The following is a 19,021-nucleotide window of genomic DNA, read 5'->3' as shown; positions in this document are numbered from 1 at the left end:
ACGCGGCGCCCACGGGCGCGGCGGGTGAGCTGGTGGGCGGTGCCCGCGGTGGTGGTGGCGCACGCGGTGGTGCAGGCGCTGCTCGTGGTGGGGGACCCCGTGCCCGCCACCGCGCCGGCGTTCCTCGGTCGCCTCGCGGCGTCGGTGGTGGCGGTGGCGGTCGCGGGGTGGCTGCTGGCCCGGCGGGTGCGGCCCGGGGCACGGGCGGCGCGCCCGTCGCCGCACGCGCTCGTGGGGTGGCTGGTGGCGGTGGTGCTGGTCGCGGCCGCGGCGGTGGTGCACCCGCTGGTCGGGGCGCTGGCCGTCGTCGTCGCACTGCCGCTGCTCACCGGTGCGGGCCGGTCGCTGCGGCGCCACCCCGGGCGGACCGTCGTCGCGGTGGTGCTCACCGTGGCGGCGCTGGTGCTGACGTGGGTGGTCTCGCTGCTGCTGGGACTGTTCGTCACCGGGGTGCTCGGGGCGGGCGCGACGTGGCTGTGGACCGGGCTCGTGGCGGCCCTGCTGCTGCGGCGGTGGAGCGCGCTCGGGACGCGGTGACGCCGGCGCGGCGGGCGGCGGTCGGGCAGCGGCCGTCGTCGTGGTGACCACCCCCGCTGCCCGACCGGGGGCGCGGGGCCCCGGTCAGCAGGCCGTGCCCGGGGCGGTGCCGTCGGGCAGCACCGCCCCCGCCGCCCGGGTCAGCACCGACGCCATCTCCTGGCCGTACTGGTCCGCCGCCCCCTGGGTGAGCAGGACGACGACCCAGCGGTCGGAGTCGACGAACCCGGTGGAGTTGTAGGTCGCGCCGGGGCCGAGGCCGACCATCCAGCCCTGCTTGACCGACCAGCTGTGCGCGACCGCGGGCAGCCCGAAGTACTGGTCGGTGCCGTCGTCGGCGGTCCTGCTCGTCGCGGCCATGGCCGAGGACAGCCACGGCCACACCACCGGGTCGGCGTGCAGCGCCGCGTAGAGGTGCGCGAGGCCGTCCGCGGTCACCTGCGTCTCGCCCCACTGCCCCTCCTCGGCCGGGCCGGAGCCGAGGTCGGTGATGCCGTAGTGGGCCGCGACGTCGGGAAGCACGTCGTCGCCCCCCGCCAGGCCGTAGAGCGCGTCGGCGTCGTCGTCGTCCGAGGCGGTGATCATCTCGCGGGCCGTCGCCGCGGTGTCCCCGCTCATCTGTCCGGTGAGCAGAAGCTCGGTGGCGATGAGCACCTTGACGACGCTGGCCGTGCTGAACGTGGTGTTCGCCTCGCCCGCCGCGGTGTAGGTGCCGGTGGTGGTGTCGAGGACGGCGACCGCGGCCCGCTCCCCGTCCGCGGTGGCCACGCCCACGGCCGCCTGCGCGGCGCCGGCGACGTCGCAGCGGGCGTCGGCGTCGACCGGGGCCGCCGGCGTCGTCGTGGCGGTGGGAGCGGGGGCGGGCGGGGGTGACGACGGGGGCGTGGTGGGCGTCGGCTCGAGCAGCACCCGGGTGGCGGTGACGGACCCGTCCGCCAGGTCTCCCACGACGGCCACCGCGGAGCCGACCGTGACCGCCGCCCGGGTCACGGGTGCCCGGTGGGTGCCGTAGCGGGTGCCGGCGTCCAGCGCGACGGTGACGGTGGCACCCGACGTCGCGGCCACGGTCAGGCCGTCCTGCGCCTCGGCCGTCACCGTGCCGCGGACGCGGGGTGCGACGTGCGGTGCCGGGGTGCGGGTCCCGCCGGGCAGCGCAGTGGGGGGTGCGGCGGGGGACGCGGCGGCGGCCGTCCCCGCGGTCTGCTCGAGGCCCACCCGGGCGACCGCGAGCGCGGCGACGAGGACGACCGCGACACCCAGCCACCACCGCCGGCGGGCGTGGGTGTCGGGGCGGGGTGACGACGGGTGGTGGGGCACGGTCGGGACGCTAGGAATCGTTCGTGAGGCTCGGCACCGGCCTGGCTGGGAGCCCGCTGTGAACGTCTGCCCCTCACACCAGGCCCGTTGACGACGTGCGGAGAACGTCACCTCGCCGCCCCGGGGCGGTGACGTGCACCGGGTGAACTACCCCCCGACGGCCGACCCGGCCGCCCTCTGGACCGTCCGACCGGGAGGACCCGCCCGATGCCCGACCTCTTCAGCCCGTTCACGCTCAAGGACGTCACGCTGCGCAACCGCATCGCGATGTCGCCGATGACGATGTACCGCTCCACCGACGGGAAGATGGACGACTTCCACGTCATGTACCTCGGCGCCCGTGCCGCCGGCGGGTTCGGCCTCGTCTTCCCCGAGCAGGTGGCCATCAGCCCCGAGGGCCGCACCACCCCGCACTGCGCCGGCCTCTACGACGACGACCAGGTCGAGGGCCACGCCCGTGTCACCGCGATGATCAAGGACATGGGTGGGGTCGCGGGCATCCAGCTCGGCCACACCGGCCGCAACGGCAGCGAGCTCAAGCCGTGGGTGGGCGGCGACCTCGGCCAGCAGCTGTCCCCCGACCACCCCGAGGGCTGGCAGGTCGTCGGGCCGTCGGACGTCCCCTACGGCTTCGGCAAGCGGCCGTACCCGGTGCACGCGCTCACGGTGCCGGAGATCAGGACCATCCACCGCCAATACGCCGAGGCCGCCACCCGCGCGCTCGAGGCGGGGTACGAGTGGCTCGAGATGCACTTCGCCCACGGCTACCTCGCGGCCAGCTTCTACTCCCCGCTGGCCAACCACCGGACCGACTCCTACGGCGGCAGCAAGGCCAACCGGGCCCGGTTCCTGCTCGAGGCCATGGACTCCGTCCGCGAGGTGTGGCCGGAGCACCTGCCGCTGACCTTCCGGCTGGGGGCGGACGACTACCACCCCGACGGCGTGCAGTGGGAGGACTCCCTCGAGGTCGTCGGCTGGCTCAAGGAGCACGGCGCGGACATGGCCGACCTGTCCATGGGCGGCAACACCGACGACATGCGCGACCCGTTCTTCAACGACGTCGCCGCCTGGGTGCAGCGCGGCGGGCAGGTCCGGCGCGAGGTCGGGATCCCCGTCACCGTCAGCTGGAACCTCGGGGTGCCGCAGAACGCCGACCAGGCGATCCGCGACGAGCAGATCGACCTGGTGCTGCTCGGCCGGCCGGCGCTGGCCAACCCGCACTGGCCGGTGTGGGCCGCGCGCGAGCTGGGGCACGAGGACCCGTTCGAGCTGGTCCCCGAGGACTGGGGCTGGTGGCTGCAGAACTTCCGCGGCCACGCGCCGAGCATCGGCTGGCCCGAGGTGGAGCAGCCGGAGGAGGCCGTCGAGCTGCGCAGCGCCTGAGACGGGCGGCGCCCCGCACCGCTGGTCTCAGCCGGCGGTGCGGGCGCGCCCGGCCTTCTGCAGGTCGGCCAGGGCGCCCTCGAGGTAGCCGATGACGTTCCACAGGTCCGGCATCTGGTCGCGGTCGGCCAGGATGCCGAAGTCGAGGTGCCCGTCGTAGCTCTGCACCGTGATGTTGAGCCCCGTCCCGTCGAAGATGACCGACACGGGGTAGTTGGCCACGAGCTTCGCGCCCGCGCAGTACAGCGGGAACTGCGGGCCGGGCACGTTGGACACCACCAGGTTCCACGGGGGCGTCCCGGCGCGGGCCATGGAGAACGTGACCCGCGCGGCCCGGGTGAACAGCGCCGGCGGGATGAAGTTGTTCGCGTCCTGCAGCACGGTCGCCGGCACTGCCTTGTGCCGCTCCTTCATCACCTTCAGGCCCTCCGACGTCGCCGCGAGGCGCTCCGCCGGGTCGCTGATGTTGGTGTAGAGCTTCGACGAGCTGAGCAGGATGCGGTTGCCGTAGGTGCCTGCCTGGTCCTTGGTGCGCACCGAGACCGGGATCTGGGCCACCAGCGGCTCCGCGGGCAGCTCGTCGTGGTCGACCAGCCAGGTCCGCACCGCGCTCGCGCACAGCGTCACCACGACGTCGTTGAGGGTGCAGCCGAACGTCGCCTTGACCGCCTTGACCTCGTCGAGCGGCAGCTGGCCGAACACCCAGCGGCGGTGCGGGCTGATCTTGGCGTTGAACGACGTGCGCGGGGCGTTGCGGTCGGCGCGCTGCACCGCGTTGCCGTCCCCGCGCGCCACCTCCTCGACCTTGGCCGCGGCCCGCCCCAGCAGGCCCATCCCGGGCAGGGTGGCGAACGCGGTCTCGTCGAGGTTCGGCAGCACCGAGGGCAGGGCCCGGGCCGCCCGGAACGGGTAGCGCGGCAGGCCGAGCAGGCCGCGGCCGAGCATCTCCCACTGCCCCGGGGTGCGGCCGGCGCGGATCGGCTCCTCGCGCGGGGTCTCCCGCACCTCGGGGGTCAGGTCGAGCAGCAGACCCATGATCTCCGCGCCCGAGACACCGTCGATGATCGCGTGGTGGATCTTGGTGTAGAGCGCCGTGTGGCCCGAGGCGAGGCCGGACACGACGTACATCTCCCACAGCGGCCGACCGCGGTCGAGCGGGCGGGAGTGGATGCGCTGCACCTGCTCGGCGAGCATCGCGTCCGAGCCCGGGGCGGGCAGGGCGATCTCCCGGACGTGGAAGTCGAGGTCGAAGTCCGGGTCGTCCACCCAGTGCGGGTAGTCCAGGCCGAAGGGCGTCTCGACCAGGCGCCAGCGCAGCGGCGGCAGCAGGTGCAGCCGGGCGGCGAGCAGCTCGACCATGTCGGGACCGGTCAGCGTCCCGCCCGGGGCGGTAGAGGTGTCGAAGACGGTCACGCTGCCCACGTGCCCGGTCTGTCGGTTGTTCTCCAGCGCGAGGAACTGGGCGTCGAGGCTGGTGAGCTGTCGCATGGGTCACATCTTGCCCGCCTGCGGGCGGAACCTCGCGCCCCGGGTGCAGCGGAGGCGCACGAGGGGAATGTTGTCGGCCCGGTGGTGTTCACTAGTGGTGGCTGGCCCGTTCAAGCCCCCGGGCCCACACATCGCCGCCACGAGCGGCCACTCGCCGAGAGGCGGCTGACGGGCCAGCCACCCCCTTCCCCGCCCCGCGTGCTGCGGGCGCGGGTGCCGACGTAGCGTGCGACGCCGTGGACATCTCCGGAACCTCAGCCCTCGTCACCGGTGCCGCCTCGGGCCTGGGCGCGGCCACCGCCGCCGCCCTCGCCGACCGCGGCGCGACCGTCTTCGGCCTCGACCTGCAGCGCTCGATCGACGCCGCCGGCGGTGACGTCCCCGGCGGGGTCACCCTGCTGGCCGCCGACGTCACCAGCGAGGCCGACGTGCGCGGCGCGCTCGAGCAGGTCAGCGCCTCCGGCACCCCCCTGCGCACTGTGGTCAACTGCGCCGGCGTCGGCTGGGCGGGCCGCGTGCTGGGCAAGGACGGCCCGCACGACCTGGAGCTGTTCCGCACGGTCGTCACCGTCAACCTGCTGGGCACGTTCAACGTGATGCGCCTGGCCGCCGAGGTCATCGCGCAGACCTCCGCCGACGACGCCGGGCAGCGCGGGGTGGTCGTCAACACCGCCTCGATCGCCGCGTTCGAGGGCCAGATCGGCCAGATCGCCTACGCCGCGTCCAAGGGCGGGGTGGCGGCGATGACCCTGCCCGCGGCGCGCGACCTCGCCCGGCAGGGCATCCGCGTGTGCACCATCGCCCCCGGCCTCGTCGACACCCCCATGCTGGCCGGGGTCACCGACGAGTACCGCGCGTCGCTCGAGCAGGGCGTCCCGTTCCCGGCCCGGCTGGCGCAGCCCGCCGAGTACGCCCGGCTGGCCTGCATGATCGTGGAGCACGACTACCTCAACGGCGAGACCATCCGGATGGACGGCGCGCTGCGGATGGCGCCCCGCTAGGCCGGCGCCGGCGCGGGGGGAGGTACCGGCAGGTCGGCCGCCAGCGGCACCTCGGCCGCGGCCCGGGTGTCCATCCACACCCGCAGCACGCGGGTGGCCCAGACGTCGTCGGCGTTGTAGCGCAGCACCCGCTCGCGCTGGTCGAGCTCGACCTCGCCGTCCATGCCGACGGCCCGGCGGTACCAGCCCATCGACGCCTCGCCGCCCGCCTCGGCGTCGTCCCAGGCGAAGCCGGCCACCGGCGCCACCTTCTTCAGCCCCCGGCCCTGCGGGCAGACGAACGCCTCCCCGACCGCCTCGAACACGTCCACCCAGTCCGGCGAGGCGATGAACGCGGCCACCTCGTCCTCGTGGGGGACGCCCGGGAGCCCGGCGAAGCGGCGGGCCGAGCCGAGCAGCCAGCGGTTCTCCGCGGCCTCGGAGTAGCAGTAGGCGGCGAAGGTCAGGCCCGCGGCGGCCGCCCGCTCCCGCACCCCCGTCAACCAGGCCCACAGCTCGGCGAACGAGCGCGCCTCGTCGTCGGTGGGCAGCGGGTCCCACGTCGCGAACGGGCGGTACTGGGGCTCCTCGCCCGGCCAGGCCAGCAGCGTGCCCCACAGGTAGGCGCCGTGCTCGAGGTAGCTCTCCATGTCGACGTCGACCTCGACGTCCGCGCGGCGCACCTGCACCTCGGCCTGCCGGCGCACCAGCGGCGCACCGGCCAGCCACGCCCGGGCGGTGGTGACCGCGTCGGTGAAGGGGCCGCCGCGCCACGCCGCCGGGGGCGCCTCGGCGCGGGCCAGGTCGTCGACCGTGGTGATGCCCGCCTCCCGCAGCACGTCCGGGGCGGAGCCGCGCACCACGAGGCTGACGTCGTGAGCCGCCACCAGCTCCGCCTCGCACCGGGGCCACCACCGGCAGCTGCGGCACTCGCCCACGCGCGAGGCCGCGGTGACCACCTCGCCCCCGGCGGCCGCGGCGACCACGGCCGCGCGGTCGGCGGCGCGTGCGGCGTGCTCGGCCAGGGTGCTGCGCCCACCCGGCCAGTCCGGGGCGGCGAGGTCGTGCACCAGCAGGCAGTCCGCGTCGAGCCCGACCACGCCGGCCCGGGTGTCGGCGGACGCGAGACCGGCCGCCTCGAGCAGGCGGCGGGCGTGGGCCAGGCGCAGCCGGTCCTTGGTGTGCGAGCGCGCGGAGCGGGCCGGGTCGGGGGCGGGGTCGAAGTGCTCCAGCGGTGACGTCGTCGCGCCGGCCCCCGGGTCGGTGGTGCGGTGGTTGACGACGATGACGGGCAGGTAGCCGCCGTCGGACGCGCGCAGCAGCAGGTCGGGGGCCCCGCGCAGGCCGCCGGCGTCGGGCAGCGCGGGCGCCCAGATCCGCTCGGCGCCGGTGGCGGCCAGGTCCCGGGTCCGCTCCACCCGCAGCGACCGGGGCAGGGCCGCGGGCACGCTCGTCCAGCCGGGGGAGGACGCCGCCAGGGACGCGGCCACCGCCCGGCGGTGCTCGCGGGCCTCCTCGACCCGCTGCAGCGCACCCGGGTCGGTGACGGCCGGGGCGGCGTCGGGGCCCGCGGCCGCGGCGGCGTCGAGCGAGACCCGGTGCCGGCAGCCCGTCAGCACCCCCGACTCGAGCAGCACCGGCTCCACGGGAGGTCACTGTAGGGCCCTGCCCCGACACCTCGACCCGGGCCGGAAGGGCGCCGGAGCCCTGGGGCGAGGATCCGGCCGGGCTCCCCTAGGGTGGGCGGGACCGACGAGGGCGCCCACCTGGGCCGCAGCGGTCGGGACCAGCCGCCGCGGCGGGCACGTCGAGACGCACCGGAGGACCCCAGGATGGGGCTGTTCAGCAAGCGACAGAAGAAGCAGTCGCGCCGCGCCCTGCGCCGGGCCCACACCAAGCAGCTCAAGGCCCAGGCCCAGGCCGAGCTGAAGTTCGCGAACAAAGCGGCGCGCAAGGCCGAGAAGGCGGCCCGCAAGGCCAAGGGTGCGGGCCGCGCGGTGAAGGGTGCGTCGGTCGCCTCGACGTCCAGCGGCCTGGCCGCGGCGCGGGAGAGCACCTCGGCCGCAGCCGGTGCGGTCGCCGCGGCACCCGCGGTCGCGCTCGACAAGCGGGCGCAGAAGAAGGCGGCCAAGCAGCGCAAGAAGGAGGCGGCCGAGGCCCGCAAGGCCGCCGAGCGCAAGCAGTTCACCCCGGCCAAGGCACGCCGCTACCTGGCCATCAGCCGGGTCGTCCTCCCGGTGGCGTCGCCGCTGCTCTACCGCGGCGCCACCCAGCTCCGCGGCAAGCTCGACGAGCGCCGGGCGCGCTCCATCGGGGTCGACGTCGAGAACCTCGCCGACTTCACCGGGCACGGGGCGAGGCTCAGCGCCCGCATCAACGGCCTCGAGAAGTCGCTGCGCGAGCTCGACACCGCGAACCCCGGTGCGGCGGGCACCGAGGCGGCCGCCCGGGCCAGCCGGGACCGCGACTTCGAGCAGGCCACCACGGTGCGGCTGACCGAGCTGACCACGGCCGTCCACGCCGCCGAGCGGATGCCCACCGCCCGCCGCCGGGCCGCGCACAACGCCATCGGCACCGAGCTCGACAGCATCGACGCCGACCTGCTGCGCCGCCTCGGGGTGCGCTGACCGGAGCGCAGGCCCGCACCACCCAGACCGCACCACCCGACGGCCCGCCGACGAGCACCCGCTCGCGGCGGGCCGTCGTCGTCCCCGCCTGCCCCGCACACCGCGGGCAGTGTGCGGTCGCACCCGCCTGGCACCGGCCACAGTGCGGGCAGTGTGCGGTCGCACCCGCCTGGGGCCGGCCACACTGCGGGCAGTGTGCGGTCGAGGCGCGGGGGACCGGGCGGGGACGGCGCAGCGCCCGCGGTCACGAGGACCACGGGCGCTGCGGGCCGTGCGGGGTGGTGCGTCAGGGGATGGTGATGAAGCCCTTGTCCGCCATCCACTGCCGGGCGACGTCGGCGGGGTCGGACCCGTCCACGTCGACCTTGCGGTTGAGCTCGGTGATCTCCTCGTTGGTCAGCGCGTCGGAGACGGGCTTCATGACCTCGGCGATCGCCGGGTGCTCGTCGAGGGTCTTCTGCAGCAGGGTGATCGTGGCGTTGTAGTGCGGGAAGAACGCCTTGTCGTCCTGCAGCACGGTGAGGTCGAGGCCCTTGATGCGGCCGTCGGTGGTGAACACCTCGCCGAACTTGCAGTTGCCGTTGGCCGTCTCGTTGTAGATGACGCCGGTCTGCAGGATCTGCGTCGGCACCGCGGCCACGTCGAACCCGTAGGCGGCGGCGAGGCCGGGCAGGCCGTCGGGGCGGCTGTTGAACTCGGTCTCCACGCACAGCCCGGCGGCGTTGGGGTCGGACTTCACCAGCTCGGCGTACTCCGACAGCGTGGTGATGCCGGTCTGCTGCGCCACCTGCTGGCTCATGGCCAGCGCGTAGGTGTTGTCCATCGGGGCCGGGTCGACCCAGGCGACGCCGTTCTCCTTGAGGTCCAGCTCCTTGACGGCCTCGTACTGCGCCACCGGGTCGGCGATGGGCTTCTCCTGGCCGAGGTAGCTCAGCCAGCCGGTGCCGGTGTACTCGTAGGTCACGTCGACCTGGCCGCTGACCAGCGCCTGCCGCGTCGAGTTCGACCCGACGATCGACGTCAGGTCCGAGACGTTGGCGCCGGCCGCGGAGAGCGCGAACTCGATGATGTAGCCGAGGATGCGCTGCTCGGTGAACTCCTTGGAGCCCACGGTCAGGTCCACCCCCTTCAGGCTGTCCACGGGCTGGATGGAGCCCGGGTCGACCGCCAGGGGGACTGCGCTGCCGGACTGCAGGCCGCAGCCCGCGGCGAGCGAGGCCGACGCGGCCAGGGCCACGGCGGCGAGCGCGCGGCGGGTGCGGCGGGGCCGTGCGGTGGTCGGTGCTGTCACGGTCGTCTCCTTCGTGCGGGTCACCGTCATCAGCGCAGCCCCTTCGGGCCCAGGTACTGCTCGGCGAGCGCGCCGAGCCAGTCCACGAGCAGGGCGAGGGCGACGGCCATGACCGCGCCCACGATCAGGATGGCCGGACGGTTGAGCTTGTAGCCGGTCTCGATGAGCACGCCGAGCCCGCCGGCGCCGACGAGGAAGCTCAGCGTCGCGGTGCCGACGGCCAGCACCAGCGTGGTGCGCAGCCCGGCGAGGATGTACGGCACGGCGAGCGGGAACTCGACCCGCCGCAGGATGGTCCCGCCGGACATGCCCTGCCCCTTGCCCGCGTCGACGAGCGTGGGGTCGACCTCCTCGAACCCGAGGATGGTGTTCCGCAGCACCGGCAGCAGCGAGTAGAAGGCGATGGGGAGCACGCCGGTCCAGAACCCGGTCTGCTGGGTGATGAGGTACCAGAGCACCAGCAGGCCGATCGCGGGCGCGGACGCCCCGATGTTGGCGATGGCGATGAAGATCGGCGCCAGCTTCTTCGTCGCGGGCCGGGTGAGCAGGATGCCCAGCGGGATCGCGATGGCCAGCACGATGACGGTCACGACCAGCGTGATCTTGATGTGCTGCAGCGTCTCGCTGATGATCGTCGGCCCGTTGAGGGTGGCGCTCTCCGTCGCGGTGACGGTGTGGATCCCGAACGCCCAGATCAGCACGCCCGCGGCGACGAGGACGACCACGACCGGCTGCACCAGCAGCCGGATGCGCTCGGTGCGCCGGGTCTCCTTGGCGAGCGCGTCCTCCGCCTCGGTGTCGACCTCGCCCTCGACGAAGGACTTGGACTGGTCCTCGTCCTCGACGTCCTTGCGGGTCTCGACGGCGGCGGTCACGCCCGGGCCCCGGTCGAGTGGGCGCCGGCGGACTCGTCGTCGTGGTCGTCCTCGTGCTGGGCGCGCAGCGAGCGGATGGTGCCGATCAGCGTGTCGATGTTGACCATGCCGACGTACTCCCCGCGGCCGCCGGTGACGACGGTGGAGCCGCTGGACTCGGCCAGCAGCGCCTCCAGCGCGTCCTGCAGCGTCGACTGGGTGGAGACGGTCTCCCCGACCCGGTCACCCAGGCCGCGGAAGCTCGACGCCGTGCCCAGGTGGTGCGGGCCGACCCAGGCGTAGGGGCGGTCGCGCTCGTCGAGCACCAGGCCCCAGGAGCCCTTGCGGGTGCCGACCTTCTCGCGCAGCACGGTCGGGTCGTCGTCGATGCGGGCCGTGGAGACCTGCTCGAGCTCGACGTCGCGCACCCGCATCAGGGTCAGCTGCTTGAGCGAGGCCCCGGCGCCGACGAAGCCGGCCACGGTGTCGTCGGCCGGGTTGGCCAGGATCGCCTCGGGGGTGTCGTACTGCAGGATCGTCGACTGGTTGCCCAGCACCGCGATCCGGTCGCCGAGCTTCACGGCCTCGCCGAAGTCGTGGGTGACGAAGACGATCGTCTTCTTCAGCTCGGTCTGCAGCCGCAGCAGCTCGTCCTGCAGCAGGCCGCGGGTGATGGGGTCGACGGCGCCGAAGGGCTCGTCCATGAGCAGCACCGGCGGGTCCGCGGCCAGCGCCCGGGCCACCCCGACGCGCTGCTGCTGCCCGCCGGAGAGCTGGCGGGGGAAGCGCGACATGTACTGCTTGGGGTCGAGGCCGACGACGTCGAGCATCTCCTCGACGCGGTCGCGGGTCCGCTTCTTGTCCCAGCCGATGAGGCTGGGGACCATGCCGACGTTCTGCTCGATCGTCATGTGCGGGAAGAGCCCGGCCTGCTGGATCGAGTAGCCGATGCCGCGGCGCAGCTCGTCGGCGTTGAGCTTGAGCGCGTCGGTGCCGCCGATGGTGATCGTGCCCGAGGTGGGCTCGATGAGGCGGTTGATCATGCGCATGGTGGTCGTCTTGCCGCAGCCCGACGGGCCGACCAGCACCACGATCTCCCCGGCGGGGATCGTCATGGAGACGTTCTTGACCGCCGGCTCCTTCTGGCCCGGGTAGCTCTTGACGACGTTGTCGAGCACGATCTCCGCGCCCGCGACGCCCTTCGACGTCGAGGCGAGGTCCTGCACGGTGGTGTCAGTCACGGATTCCCCTTGAGGTGGTGAGTCGGCCGATCCCGACGAAGATGCCGTCGAGGACCAGGGCGAGGATGACGATGAGCAGGGTGGCGGTCAGCGCCTGGGGCACCGCGGTGGGCGTCCCGAGGCTGGCCAGACCGGTGAAGATGAGGTTCCCCAGGCCGGGGCCCTTGACGTAGGCGGCGATGGCGAGGATGCCCATCACCAGCTGGGTGCTGACGCGCATGCCGGCGAGGATGGCCGGCCAGGCGAGCCGGATCTCCACCTTGGTGAGCACGGCGAACCGGCTCATGCCGATGCCCTTGGCGGCGTCGGTGATGGCCGGGTCGACCGACGCGAGCCCGACGATGGTGTTCCGCATGATGGGCAGCAGCGCGTAGAGCACCAGCGCGATGATGGTGGGCACCACGCCGAGGCCGAAGCCGATGACGAGGAGGCCCAGCAGCGCGAACGACGGGATGGTCAGGATCGTGCTGGCCAGGGCGGTCGCGACGGCGGACCCGACCGGGCTGCGGTAGACCGCGATCCCGATCAGCACGGCGACGACGGTCGCGATGATCACCGACTGGACCGCGGCGCTCACGTGCAGGTAGGAGTCGATGGACAGCTGCTTGTACCGAGTGCTGATGAAGTCGATGAGGTTGTTCAACGGACCACCTGTCGTTCCTCTCGTGCGTCCAGGCCCTCCGTCACGGGCGTCCCAGGAGGGCGCGCGTGTCCCCCGGAGGGCCTGCGGCGTGGGTGAACTAGAGCACAACAGTGAGGAGCGGAGGCCGGTCCAGGCAACTGCAACGGAGGGTTGTGATCCCACCGTTACGTTGCGAGGCGGTCCCGGGAAGGGTCGGCGGAGATCACCCGTAACCTGGATCCGTGCAGGTCCGACCCCCTTCCCCCCGCCGCCCCACCCCGTCCGCGGCCCGGCTGGCCGCCGTGTTCTCCGTCACGGTGACGCTGCTGCTCCTGCTGGCGCCCTCGGCGTCCGCGCACGCCGCGCTGACCGGGTCCGACCCGGCCGACGGCGCCACGGTCGCGATCGCCCCGCAGCGGGTGACGCTGACCTTCGACGATGGGGTCTCGCCCAGCTTCGCGGCGATGACCGTCTCGGGGCCCGACGGCAGCCGGTGGGCGCGCTCCGAGCCCGTGGTCCGCGGGCGCGAGCTCGGCGTCGACGTCGGTGAGCTCGGCCCCGCCGGGACGTACACCGTCGCCTACCGGGTGACCTCGGCCGACGGGCACCCGGTCTCGGGCACGGTGTCGTTCACGACGACGCAGGACGGTGGCGGGCAGCCCGCCGCGGCGGCCGCCGCCGGGTCGGACGCGCCGTCGGGGGGGAGCAGCCTGCCGGTGTGGCCCTTCGTCGCCGTCGCCGTGGTCGTCCTGGCCGGCGGCGCGGTGCTGGTGCTGCGCGGCACCGCGCGCTCCGGGGCCTGACGGGTCCGGGGGCTCCGGGGCTCAGCAGGTCCGGGCTCAGGAGACGGACGCCGCCCGGCGCTCCACGGTGCGGGCGAGCGCGGCGAGGCTGCGGCGCATCCCCTCGCGCATGCTGTCCTCCCGGTTGCGGCCGAGCGCGCCGCTGGCCGAGATCAGCCGGGTGTACCAGGGGCTGGGCACCAGCTTGAGGCGGTACTCCGTGACGTCGGTCCCGCCGTCGGCCCCGGGGGCGAGCCGGTAGCCCCAGCGCATCGACGACTCGGTGACCCGGAAGGAGAAGTGCTCGCCGGGCTCGGCCGCGACGACCGTGCAATGGGTGCTCCACCGCACCGGGCCGTGCCGGTTGGTGCCCAGGAACGTCGCGCCCACCGCGGGTCCGCTCGCGCCGCGCGTCCAGCGGCCCCCGGTGCACTCCGGGCTGAGCTCGCCGTACCCGGTGACGTCGGAGACCACCTCCCAGACCTGCTGAGGGGTGGCCTCGACGTGCACGGTGACCTCGTCCATGCCCGGACGCTAGCCCACGGGCGGCCCGGGCCGGGGCCGGTCAGCCCAGCGCGGCGACGGCGTCGACCACGGGGGTGGCGCCCTCGGTCAGCATGACGACCGTCCCGGCGGTGCCGGGGGTGTCCAGCAGCGCCACGACGACGGCGGCGACGTCCTCGCGGGGCACGGTGCCGCGCTCCAGCGGCGGGGTCGACAGCGCGACCATGCCGGTGCCGTCGTCGTCGGTCAGCCCGCCGGGCCGCAGGATCGTCCAGTCGAGGCCGTCGCGGGCCTTGAGGTCGTCCTCGGCGGCCGTCTTGGCCTGCAGGTAGACGACGAAGGACTCGCTGGTGCCCTCGGGGATCTCCTCGCCCGCACCGAACGAGCTGATCTGCACGAAGCGGCGCACCCCGGCCTGCTCGGCGGCGTCGGCCAGCAGGACCGAGCCGGCGCGGTCGACGGAGTCCTTGCGCTCGGGGCCGCTGTCGGGCCCCGCCCCGGCCGCGAACACCACGGCGTCGGCACCTTCGAGGTGGGCGGCGAGGTCGTCGGTGCTCGCGCTCTCCAGGTCGATGACGACGGCCTGGCCGCCGAGGGCCTCGAGCTCGTGCACGTGGTCGGCGTTGCGCACCAGACCGACACCGACGTCCCCGCGCGGCACCAGCGCCTTGATGACCTGCTGGGCGATCTTGCCGTGTCCACCTGCGATGACGACGCGCACGTCGGGCCTCCTGTCGTTGCCGTCCTGCCCGGTCCCGGGCCGTTGCCGGGTGCAGCGTCGCGACGGGGGGCTGGTGTTCCCGCACCGGGCGGGCCCGGCTCAGCGGCCGGGCAGCGCCCGCATGGCCTTGATCGAGGCGAACATGACCTTCGCGAACGTGGCCTGGCCGACGCCGCGGGGCGGCGCGATGGGCATCAGGCGCTGGGTGGCCACGGTCTGCGCCTCGGTGTACTTCAGCAGGCCCTCGCTGCCGTGGCGGCGGCCCACCCCGGAGGTGCCCATGCCGCCCATGGGGGCGTCGGTCGAGCCCCAGGAGGCGATGTAGCCCTCGTTGACGTTGACCGTGCCGGCGCGCAGCCGGGCCGCGATGGCCTCGCCCGCGCCGGTGGTGGCCGCCCACACGCTGGCGTTGAGGCCGTACTCGGTGTCGTTGGCCTTGCGGATCGCCTCGTCGACGTCGTCGACCTCGTAGACGGCGACGACGGGGCCGAAGGTCTCGCCGCGGCCGCACGCCATGTCGTCGGTGACGCCGGTGAGCACGGTGGGCTCGTAGAAGAAGGGGCCCAGGTCGGGACGGTGCTTGCCGCCGGTCAGCACGGTCGCCCCCTGGGCCACCGCGCCGTCGACCTGGGCGGTGATGCTCTCGAGCTGGCCGGCGGAGGCCAGCGAGCCCATCTCGGCACCGAAGGAGTACCCGCCGGCGAGCGTGATCTTCTCGACCCGGTCCACGAGCAGCCGGGTGAACTTCTCGGCGACCGTGCGCTCGACGTAGATCCGCTCGATGGAGACGCAGAGCTGCCCGGCGTTGGCGAAGCACGCGCTGACCGCGCCCTCGGCCACCTTCTTGAGGTCCGCGCCGGCGGTGACGATCATCGCGTTCTTGCCGCCCAGCTCGGCGGAGAACCCGATGAGCCGCTCGCCGGTCTGCTTGGCCAGCACCTTCCCGGTCGCGGTCGAGCCGGTGAACATCAGGTAGTCGCAGGCGTCGACGATGGCCGTGCCGACGACCGACCCCGCGCCGGTGACGACCTGGAACAGGTCCTTCGGCAGACCTGCCTGCACGAGCAGCTCGATGGCGAGCAGCGCGGTGTGCGGGGTCTGGCGGTCGGGCTTGATGACGACGGCGTTCCCGGCGAGCAGCGCGGGCAGCGCGTCGGTCACGGCCAGCGTCAGCGGGTAGTTCCAGGGGGCGATGACGCCGACGACGCCCTTGGCCTGGCGGCGCTCCGTGGTGCGGGTGAGCCCGGGCACGATGCCCGCCCGGCGGCGGGGCTCGAGCAGCTTGGGCCCGTTCTTGGCGTAGTAGCGGGCGACGATGGCGACGTCGAGCGTCTCCTCCATGGCCGCGAGGCGGGACTTGCCCGTCTCGGCCTGGGCCATGTCGATGAGCGCATCCTTGTTCGCCAGGACCAGGTCCTGGTAGCGCTGCAGCACCGCGGCCCGCTGCGCCACCGGCACCCGCGTCCACTCGGCCTGGGCGGCGCGGGCGCTCTCCACCGCGCGCTTGACGTCCTCCTCGGTGCCCAGCGGCACCTCGGCCAGGACGTCACCGGTGAACGGCTCGACGACCTGCGACTGCTCCCGCACCTCGTCCCGCGGGATCGAGATCAGGGCGCCGAGGCGCTCGAACGTGGCCGGGCTGGGTACGGGCATGGGGGCTCCTGGGGCAGGCGTCGCCGAACGTGGCGCACCTTACTCGCGGGTAACAACCGGGGCCGCCCGGCGCGGGGCTGCGACCCCCGTCACCCCGGCGCGCGGCGGCGGGCGCGGCGGGAACAACCGTGGCACCCTCCATGTTGCGTGCTGGAAGCAACTAGTTGGGGAGGTCGACGTGGTCACACCGGAGTCCTGCGGGGCCGTGGTCGAGGAGCTGCGCCGCACCACGCGCCAGCACCGCCACTACCAGCAGCGGATGGGCCGGGAGCACGTCGCCGACGTCGCCCTGCTCGCCGCCGTCGACGCCGCCGGTGCGCTGCGCCTGTCCGACCTCGCCGGCACCCTGCTCGTCGACGCGTCCGTGGTCAGCAGGCAGGTCAGCGCCCTGGTCGACGAGGGGCTGCTGCGCCGCGAGGTCGACCCCGCCGACGGCCGCTCCCGGCTGCTCCACGTCACCGGGCCGGGCGCGGAGGCCCTGGCGCGGCTGCGCACCGCCGGCTGCGCGCTGCTCACCGAGCGGCTGGCGGACTGGGAGGACGAGGACGTCCGCACCCTGGCCCGCCTGCTGCGCCGCTTCAACGACTCGCTGTCCGAGTCCTTCTCCGAGGGCCTCGACCAGCTCGCCCGCTCCACCACCAGCTCCGGAGGACGTCCCTGATGACCAGCACCACCGCCCCCGCGGCCCGGCTCAGCCGCGCCGACCGGGCCGCCGAGTCCGCCGCCGCCCAGCGCGGCGGGGGCGCCATGACCCACCGGCAGATCCTCGAGGCGCTCTCCGGGATGCTGCTCGGCCTCTTCGTCGCGATCCTCAGCTCGACCGTCGTCTCCAACGCCCTGCCGACGATCCTGCGCGACCTCGACGGCGGCGAGACCGCCTACACCTGGGTCGTCACGGCGACGCTGCTGACGACCACCGTCACCACCCCGATCTGGGGCAAGCTCTCCGACCTGTTCAGCAAGAAGCTGCTGGTCCAGCTCGCGCTGGTGATCTTCGTGATCAGCTCCGCCGTGGCCGGGCTGTCCACCTCGACGGCCATGCTCATCACCTGCCGCGCCTTCCAGGGCGTCGGCGTCGGCGGGCTCACCGCGCTGACCCAGGTGATCCTCGCCGCGATGATCTCGCCGCGGGAGCGCGGCCGCTACGCCGGCTACCTCGGCGCGGTGTTCGCCCTGGCCACGGTCTCCGGACCGCTCATCGGCGGGGTGCTCGTCGACACCAGCTGGCTGGGCTGGCGCTGGTGCTTCTACGTCGGCGTCCCCTTCGCCGTCATCGGCCTGGTCGTGCTGCAGCGCACCCTGCACCTGCCGACGGTCAAGCGCGAGGTCCACATCGACTACGCCGGGGCCACCCTGCTCACCGGCTCGGTGTCGCTGCTGCTCATCTGGGTGTCGCTGGCGGGCAAGAACTTCGCCTGGGCCTCGACCACCACCGCGGTCATGGTCGGCGCGGCCGTCGTCCTGCTCGTCGCCACCCTCGTGGCCGAGTCCCGGGCCGCGGAGCCGATCATCCCGCTGCGGCTGTTCCGCAACCGGACCGTCTCCGCGTCGTCGGTCGCCTCGCTGCTCACCGGCATCGCGCTGTTCGGCGCCACCGTGTTCCTGGCCCAGTACTTCCAGATCAGCCGCGGGGTCTCGGCCACCATGTCCGGGATCATGACGCTGCCGCTCATCGGCGGGCTGTTCGTCTCCTCCACCGTCTCCGGCCGCGTCATCACCGCCACCGGGAGGTGGAAGCGCTACATGGTCGCCGGCGGGGTCTCGCTCACCGCCGGGGTCGCGCTGATGAGCCTGGCCCGCCAGGACACCGCCTACGTGCTGCTCGCCGTCTACATGGCCCTCATCGGGATCGGCGTCGGCATGCTGCTGCAGAACCTCGTGCTCGCGGTGCAGAACACCGTCGACGTCACCGACCTCGGCGCGGCCAGCTCGGTGGTCGTCTTCTTCCGGACCCTGGGTGGGGCGATCGGCGTCTCCGCGCTGGGGGCCGCGCTGAGCGACCGCGTCACCACCTACACCGAGCAGGGCCTGGCCCGGATCGGCGTCGCGGGTGGCGAGTCCGCGGGGGCCACCGGCATCCCCGACTTCTCCGCCATCCCCGCTCCTGTCGCCGACATCATCCGCGACGCCTACGGCCGCGGCACCGGGTTCGTGTTCCTGCTCGCCGCCCCCGTCGCCCTGCTGGTGCTGCTGGCCGTGCTGACCATCAAGGAGGTGCCGCTGCGCACCTCGAACTCGCTGCAGCAGGCGGACGAGGACACCGCTGCGGAGCGCAGCGCCGACGAGGGCAGCGCGCCCGCGGCGGTCCCCGCCGACGCCGACGACCCGGCGCACGACGCCGGCCCCGACACGGCCGACGGGGTGACCGCCGGGCCGGGGGTCGTCGCCGGTCGGGTCACCGGGCCGGACGGTGCCCCCGTCGCCGGGGCGGTGCTGACGCTGACCGACCTGGCCAGCCACCAGCTCGACCTCGCGCGCAGCGACGACGACGGCACCTTCCGGCTCGCGACGGCCGAGGGCGGCACCGTCCTGCTGGTGTGCGCCGCACCGGACCTGCCGCCGACGGCGTCGCTCGTCGTCGTCGAGGGCCCGGTGACCACCCGGGACGTGGTGCTCGTCGGCACCGGGGAGGTGTCGGGCACCGTGCGCTCGGCGGGCGACGGGCGCGCGCTGCCGGAGGCCACCGTGACCGTGCTCGACGCGGCCGGCGTGGTCGTGGCCAGCGTCGTCACCGGGGCCGACGGGCGCTACCGCGTCCCGGACCTGCGGCCCGCCGACTACACCGTGGTCACCACCGGTCTGGCGCCCAGCGCGGCGACCGTCACCGTGGGCAGCGGCGCGGACGCCGAGCTCGACGTGGCGCTGCACCCCGCGGCCGTCGGCCACGAGGACGTCCGCGCCGCCGCCGGGCACCACGCCCGCCACGCCGCGCGCTGACCGTCCCGGCCCGAGCCCGGTCCCCCGTCGGGGGCCGGGCTCGTGCGCTGCGCGGGCCCCGGCGGCGGGGTGCGTGTCATGCAG

Annotated in this window: 17 protein-coding genes; 7 read left to right on the top strand and 10 right to left on the bottom strand. The window is 74.2% G+C overall.

Translation table 11 applies throughout. From position 1 onward, the window contains the following. Positions 1–24 precede the first annotated feature (24 nt). Entirely contained in the window at positions 25–537 is a 513-nt protein-coding gene (locus ACYVOF_RS03280) for a hypothetical protein (RefSeq protein WP_460864066.1), read from the top strand. An 84-nt stretch (positions 538–621) separates the two neighbouring features. Here the strand turns inward: ACYVOF_RS03280 and ACYVOF_RS03275 are convergent, their stop codons facing one another. Continuing rightward, positions 622–1,854 carry a hypothetical protein gene (locus ACYVOF_RS03275; protein ID WP_460864065.1) on the bottom strand — a complete coding sequence of 411 codons (1,233 nt, stop codon included), beginning with the start codon at positions 1,852–1,854 and terminating at the stop codon, positions 622–624. 207 nt (positions 1,855–2,061) lie between these two features. On the opposite strand from ACYVOF_RS03275, the gene ACYVOF_RS03270 reads away from it, so the two are divergent. Beyond that, positions 2,062–3,237: an NADH:flavin oxidoreductase/NADH oxidase gene (locus ACYVOF_RS03270; protein WP_460864064.1), complete on the top strand. Its 1,176-nt coding sequence runs from the start codon at positions 2,062–2,064 to the stop codon at positions 3,235–3,237. A gap of 27 nt (positions 3,238–3,264) precedes the next feature. Here the strand turns inward: ACYVOF_RS03270 and ACYVOF_RS03265 are convergent, their stop codons facing one another. Further along, entirely contained in the window at positions 3,265–4,725 is a 1,461-nt protein-coding gene (locus ACYVOF_RS03265; RefSeq protein WP_460864063.1) for a WS/DGAT/MGAT family O-acyltransferase, read from the bottom strand. A 236-nt stretch (positions 4,726–4,961) separates the two neighbouring features. On the opposite strand from ACYVOF_RS03265, the gene ACYVOF_RS03260 reads away from it, so the two are divergent. After that, entirely contained in the window at positions 4,962–5,726 is a 765-nt protein-coding gene (locus ACYVOF_RS03260) for an SDR family NAD(P)-dependent oxidoreductase (protein ID WP_460864062.1), read from the top strand. On the opposite strand, the gene ACYVOF_RS03255 is transcribed toward ACYVOF_RS03260, so the two are convergent. Next, positions 5,723–7,351: a TM0106 family RecB-like putative nuclease gene (locus ACYVOF_RS03255; protein ID WP_460864061.1), complete on the bottom strand. Its 1,629-nt coding sequence runs from the start codon at positions 7,349–7,351 to the stop codon at positions 5,723–5,725. The genes ACYVOF_RS03260 and ACYVOF_RS03255 overlap by 4 nt on opposite strands. 186 nt (positions 7,352–7,537) lie before the next feature. Between ACYVOF_RS03255 and ACYVOF_RS03250 the strand changes: the two genes are divergently transcribed. Further along, positions 7,538–8,332: a DUF6474 family protein gene (locus ACYVOF_RS03250; RefSeq protein WP_460864060.1), complete on the top strand. Its 795-nt coding sequence runs from the start codon at positions 7,538–7,540 to the stop codon at positions 8,330–8,332. 286 nt (positions 8,333–8,618) lie between these two features. Here the strand turns inward: ACYVOF_RS03250 and ACYVOF_RS03245 are convergent, their stop codons facing one another. The 4 genes from ACYVOF_RS03245 to ACYVOF_RS03230 form a co-directional block, all read right to left on the bottom strand. Next, entirely contained in the window at positions 8,619–9,623 is a 1,005-nt protein-coding gene (locus ACYVOF_RS03245) for a glycine betaine ABC transporter substrate-binding protein (protein WP_460864059.1), read from the bottom strand. Between the two features lie 29 nt (positions 9,624–9,652). Then, positions 9,653–10,372 (bottom strand): ABC transporter permease, encoded by a 720-nt coding sequence (locus tag ACYVOF_RS03240; RefSeq protein ID WP_460864107.1) that lies wholly within the window; start codon positions 10,370–10,372, stop codon positions 9,653–9,655. Positions 10,373–10,494: 122 nt separating this feature from the next. After that, a complete protein-coding gene (locus ACYVOF_RS03235) occupies positions 10,495–11,718 on the bottom strand; it encodes an ABC transporter ATP-binding protein (protein ID WP_460864058.1) in 1,224 nt (407 codons plus the stop codon). Beyond that, a complete protein-coding gene (locus tag ACYVOF_RS03230) occupies positions 11,711–12,361 on the bottom strand; it encodes an ABC transporter permease (RefSeq protein WP_460864057.1) in 651 nt (216 codons plus the stop codon). Before ACYVOF_RS03230 ends, ACYVOF_RS03235 begins: the two co-directional genes overlap by 8 nt. A gap of 221 nt (positions 12,362–12,582) precedes the next feature. Here ACYVOF_RS03230 and ACYVOF_RS03225 point away from each other — a divergent pair, with 221 nt between their 5' ends. Next, a complete protein-coding gene (locus ACYVOF_RS03225; RefSeq protein WP_460864056.1) occupies positions 12,583–13,143 on the top strand; it encodes a copper resistance CopC family protein in 561 nt (186 codons plus the stop codon). 36 nt (positions 13,144–13,179) lie between these two features. Here ACYVOF_RS03225 and ACYVOF_RS03220 read toward each other — a convergent pair whose 3' ends face one another. The 3 genes from ACYVOF_RS03220 to ACYVOF_RS03210 form a co-directional block, all read right to left on the bottom strand. Continuing rightward, on the bottom strand, positions 13,180–13,647 hold the full coding sequence (locus ACYVOF_RS03220) for an SRPBCC family protein (RefSeq protein WP_460864055.1): 468 nt from the start codon (positions 13,645–13,647) through the stop codon (positions 13,180–13,182). Positions 13,648–13,687: 40 nt separating this feature from the next. Further along, entirely contained in the window at positions 13,688–14,347 is a 660-nt protein-coding gene (locus ACYVOF_RS03215) for an SDR family oxidoreductase (protein WP_460864054.1), read from the bottom strand. A 99-nt stretch (positions 14,348–14,446) separates the two neighbouring features. Then, positions 14,447–16,000: a succinic semialdehyde dehydrogenase gene (locus tag ACYVOF_RS03210; RefSeq protein WP_460864053.1), complete on the bottom strand. Its 1,554-nt coding sequence runs from the start codon at positions 15,998–16,000 to the stop codon at positions 14,447–14,449. A 178-nt stretch (positions 16,001–16,178) separates the two neighbouring features. Here ACYVOF_RS03210 and ACYVOF_RS03205 point away from each other — a divergent pair, with 178 nt between their 5' ends. After that, complete coding sequence (locus ACYVOF_RS03205; RefSeq protein ID WP_460864052.1) at positions 16,179–16,661, top strand: MarR family winged helix-turn-helix transcriptional regulator; 483 nt, start codon at positions 16,179–16,181, stop codon at positions 16,659–16,661. Then, complete coding sequence (locus ACYVOF_RS03200; protein ID WP_460864051.1) at positions 16,661–18,937, top strand: MFS transporter; 2,277 nt, start codon at positions 16,661–16,663, stop codon at positions 18,935–18,937. The genes ACYVOF_RS03205 and ACYVOF_RS03200 overlap by 1 nt, the downstream gene beginning before the upstream one ends. Positions 18,938–19,021: the final 84 nt, after the last annotated feature.

Source organism: Rhodococcus aerolatus (assembly GCF_054783215.1).
Note: the sequence above shows the minus strand (reverse complement) of the source record. Positions and strands in the feature narration are given on the sequence as shown.

Bases quoted from the DNA above. Each gene is read 5' to 3' on its own strand.
- ACYVOF_RS03250 (WP_460864060.1), top strand. From the start codon at position 7,538: ATGGGGCTGTTCAGCAAGCGACAGAAGAAGCAGTCGCGCCGCGCCCTG.
- ACYVOF_RS03200 (WP_460864051.1), top strand. From the start codon at position 16,661: ATGACCAGCACCACCGCCCCCGCGGCCCGGCTCAGCCGCGCCGACCGG.
- ACYVOF_RS03265 (WP_460864063.1), bottom strand. From the start codon at position 4,725: ATGCGACAGCTCACCAGCCTCGACGCCCAGTTCCTCGCGCTGGAGAAC.
- ACYVOF_RS03210 (WP_460864053.1), bottom strand. From the start codon at position 16,000: ATGCCCGTACCCAGCCCGGCCACGTTCGAGCGCCTCGGCGCCCTGATC.
- ACYVOF_RS03270 (WP_460864064.1), top strand. From the start codon at position 2,062: ATGCCCGACCTCTTCAGCCCGTTCACGCTCAAGGACGTCACGCTGCGC.
- ACYVOF_RS03220 (WP_460864055.1), bottom strand. From the start codon at position 13,647: ATGGACGAGGTCACCGTGCACGTCGAGGCCACCCCTCAGCAGGTCTGG.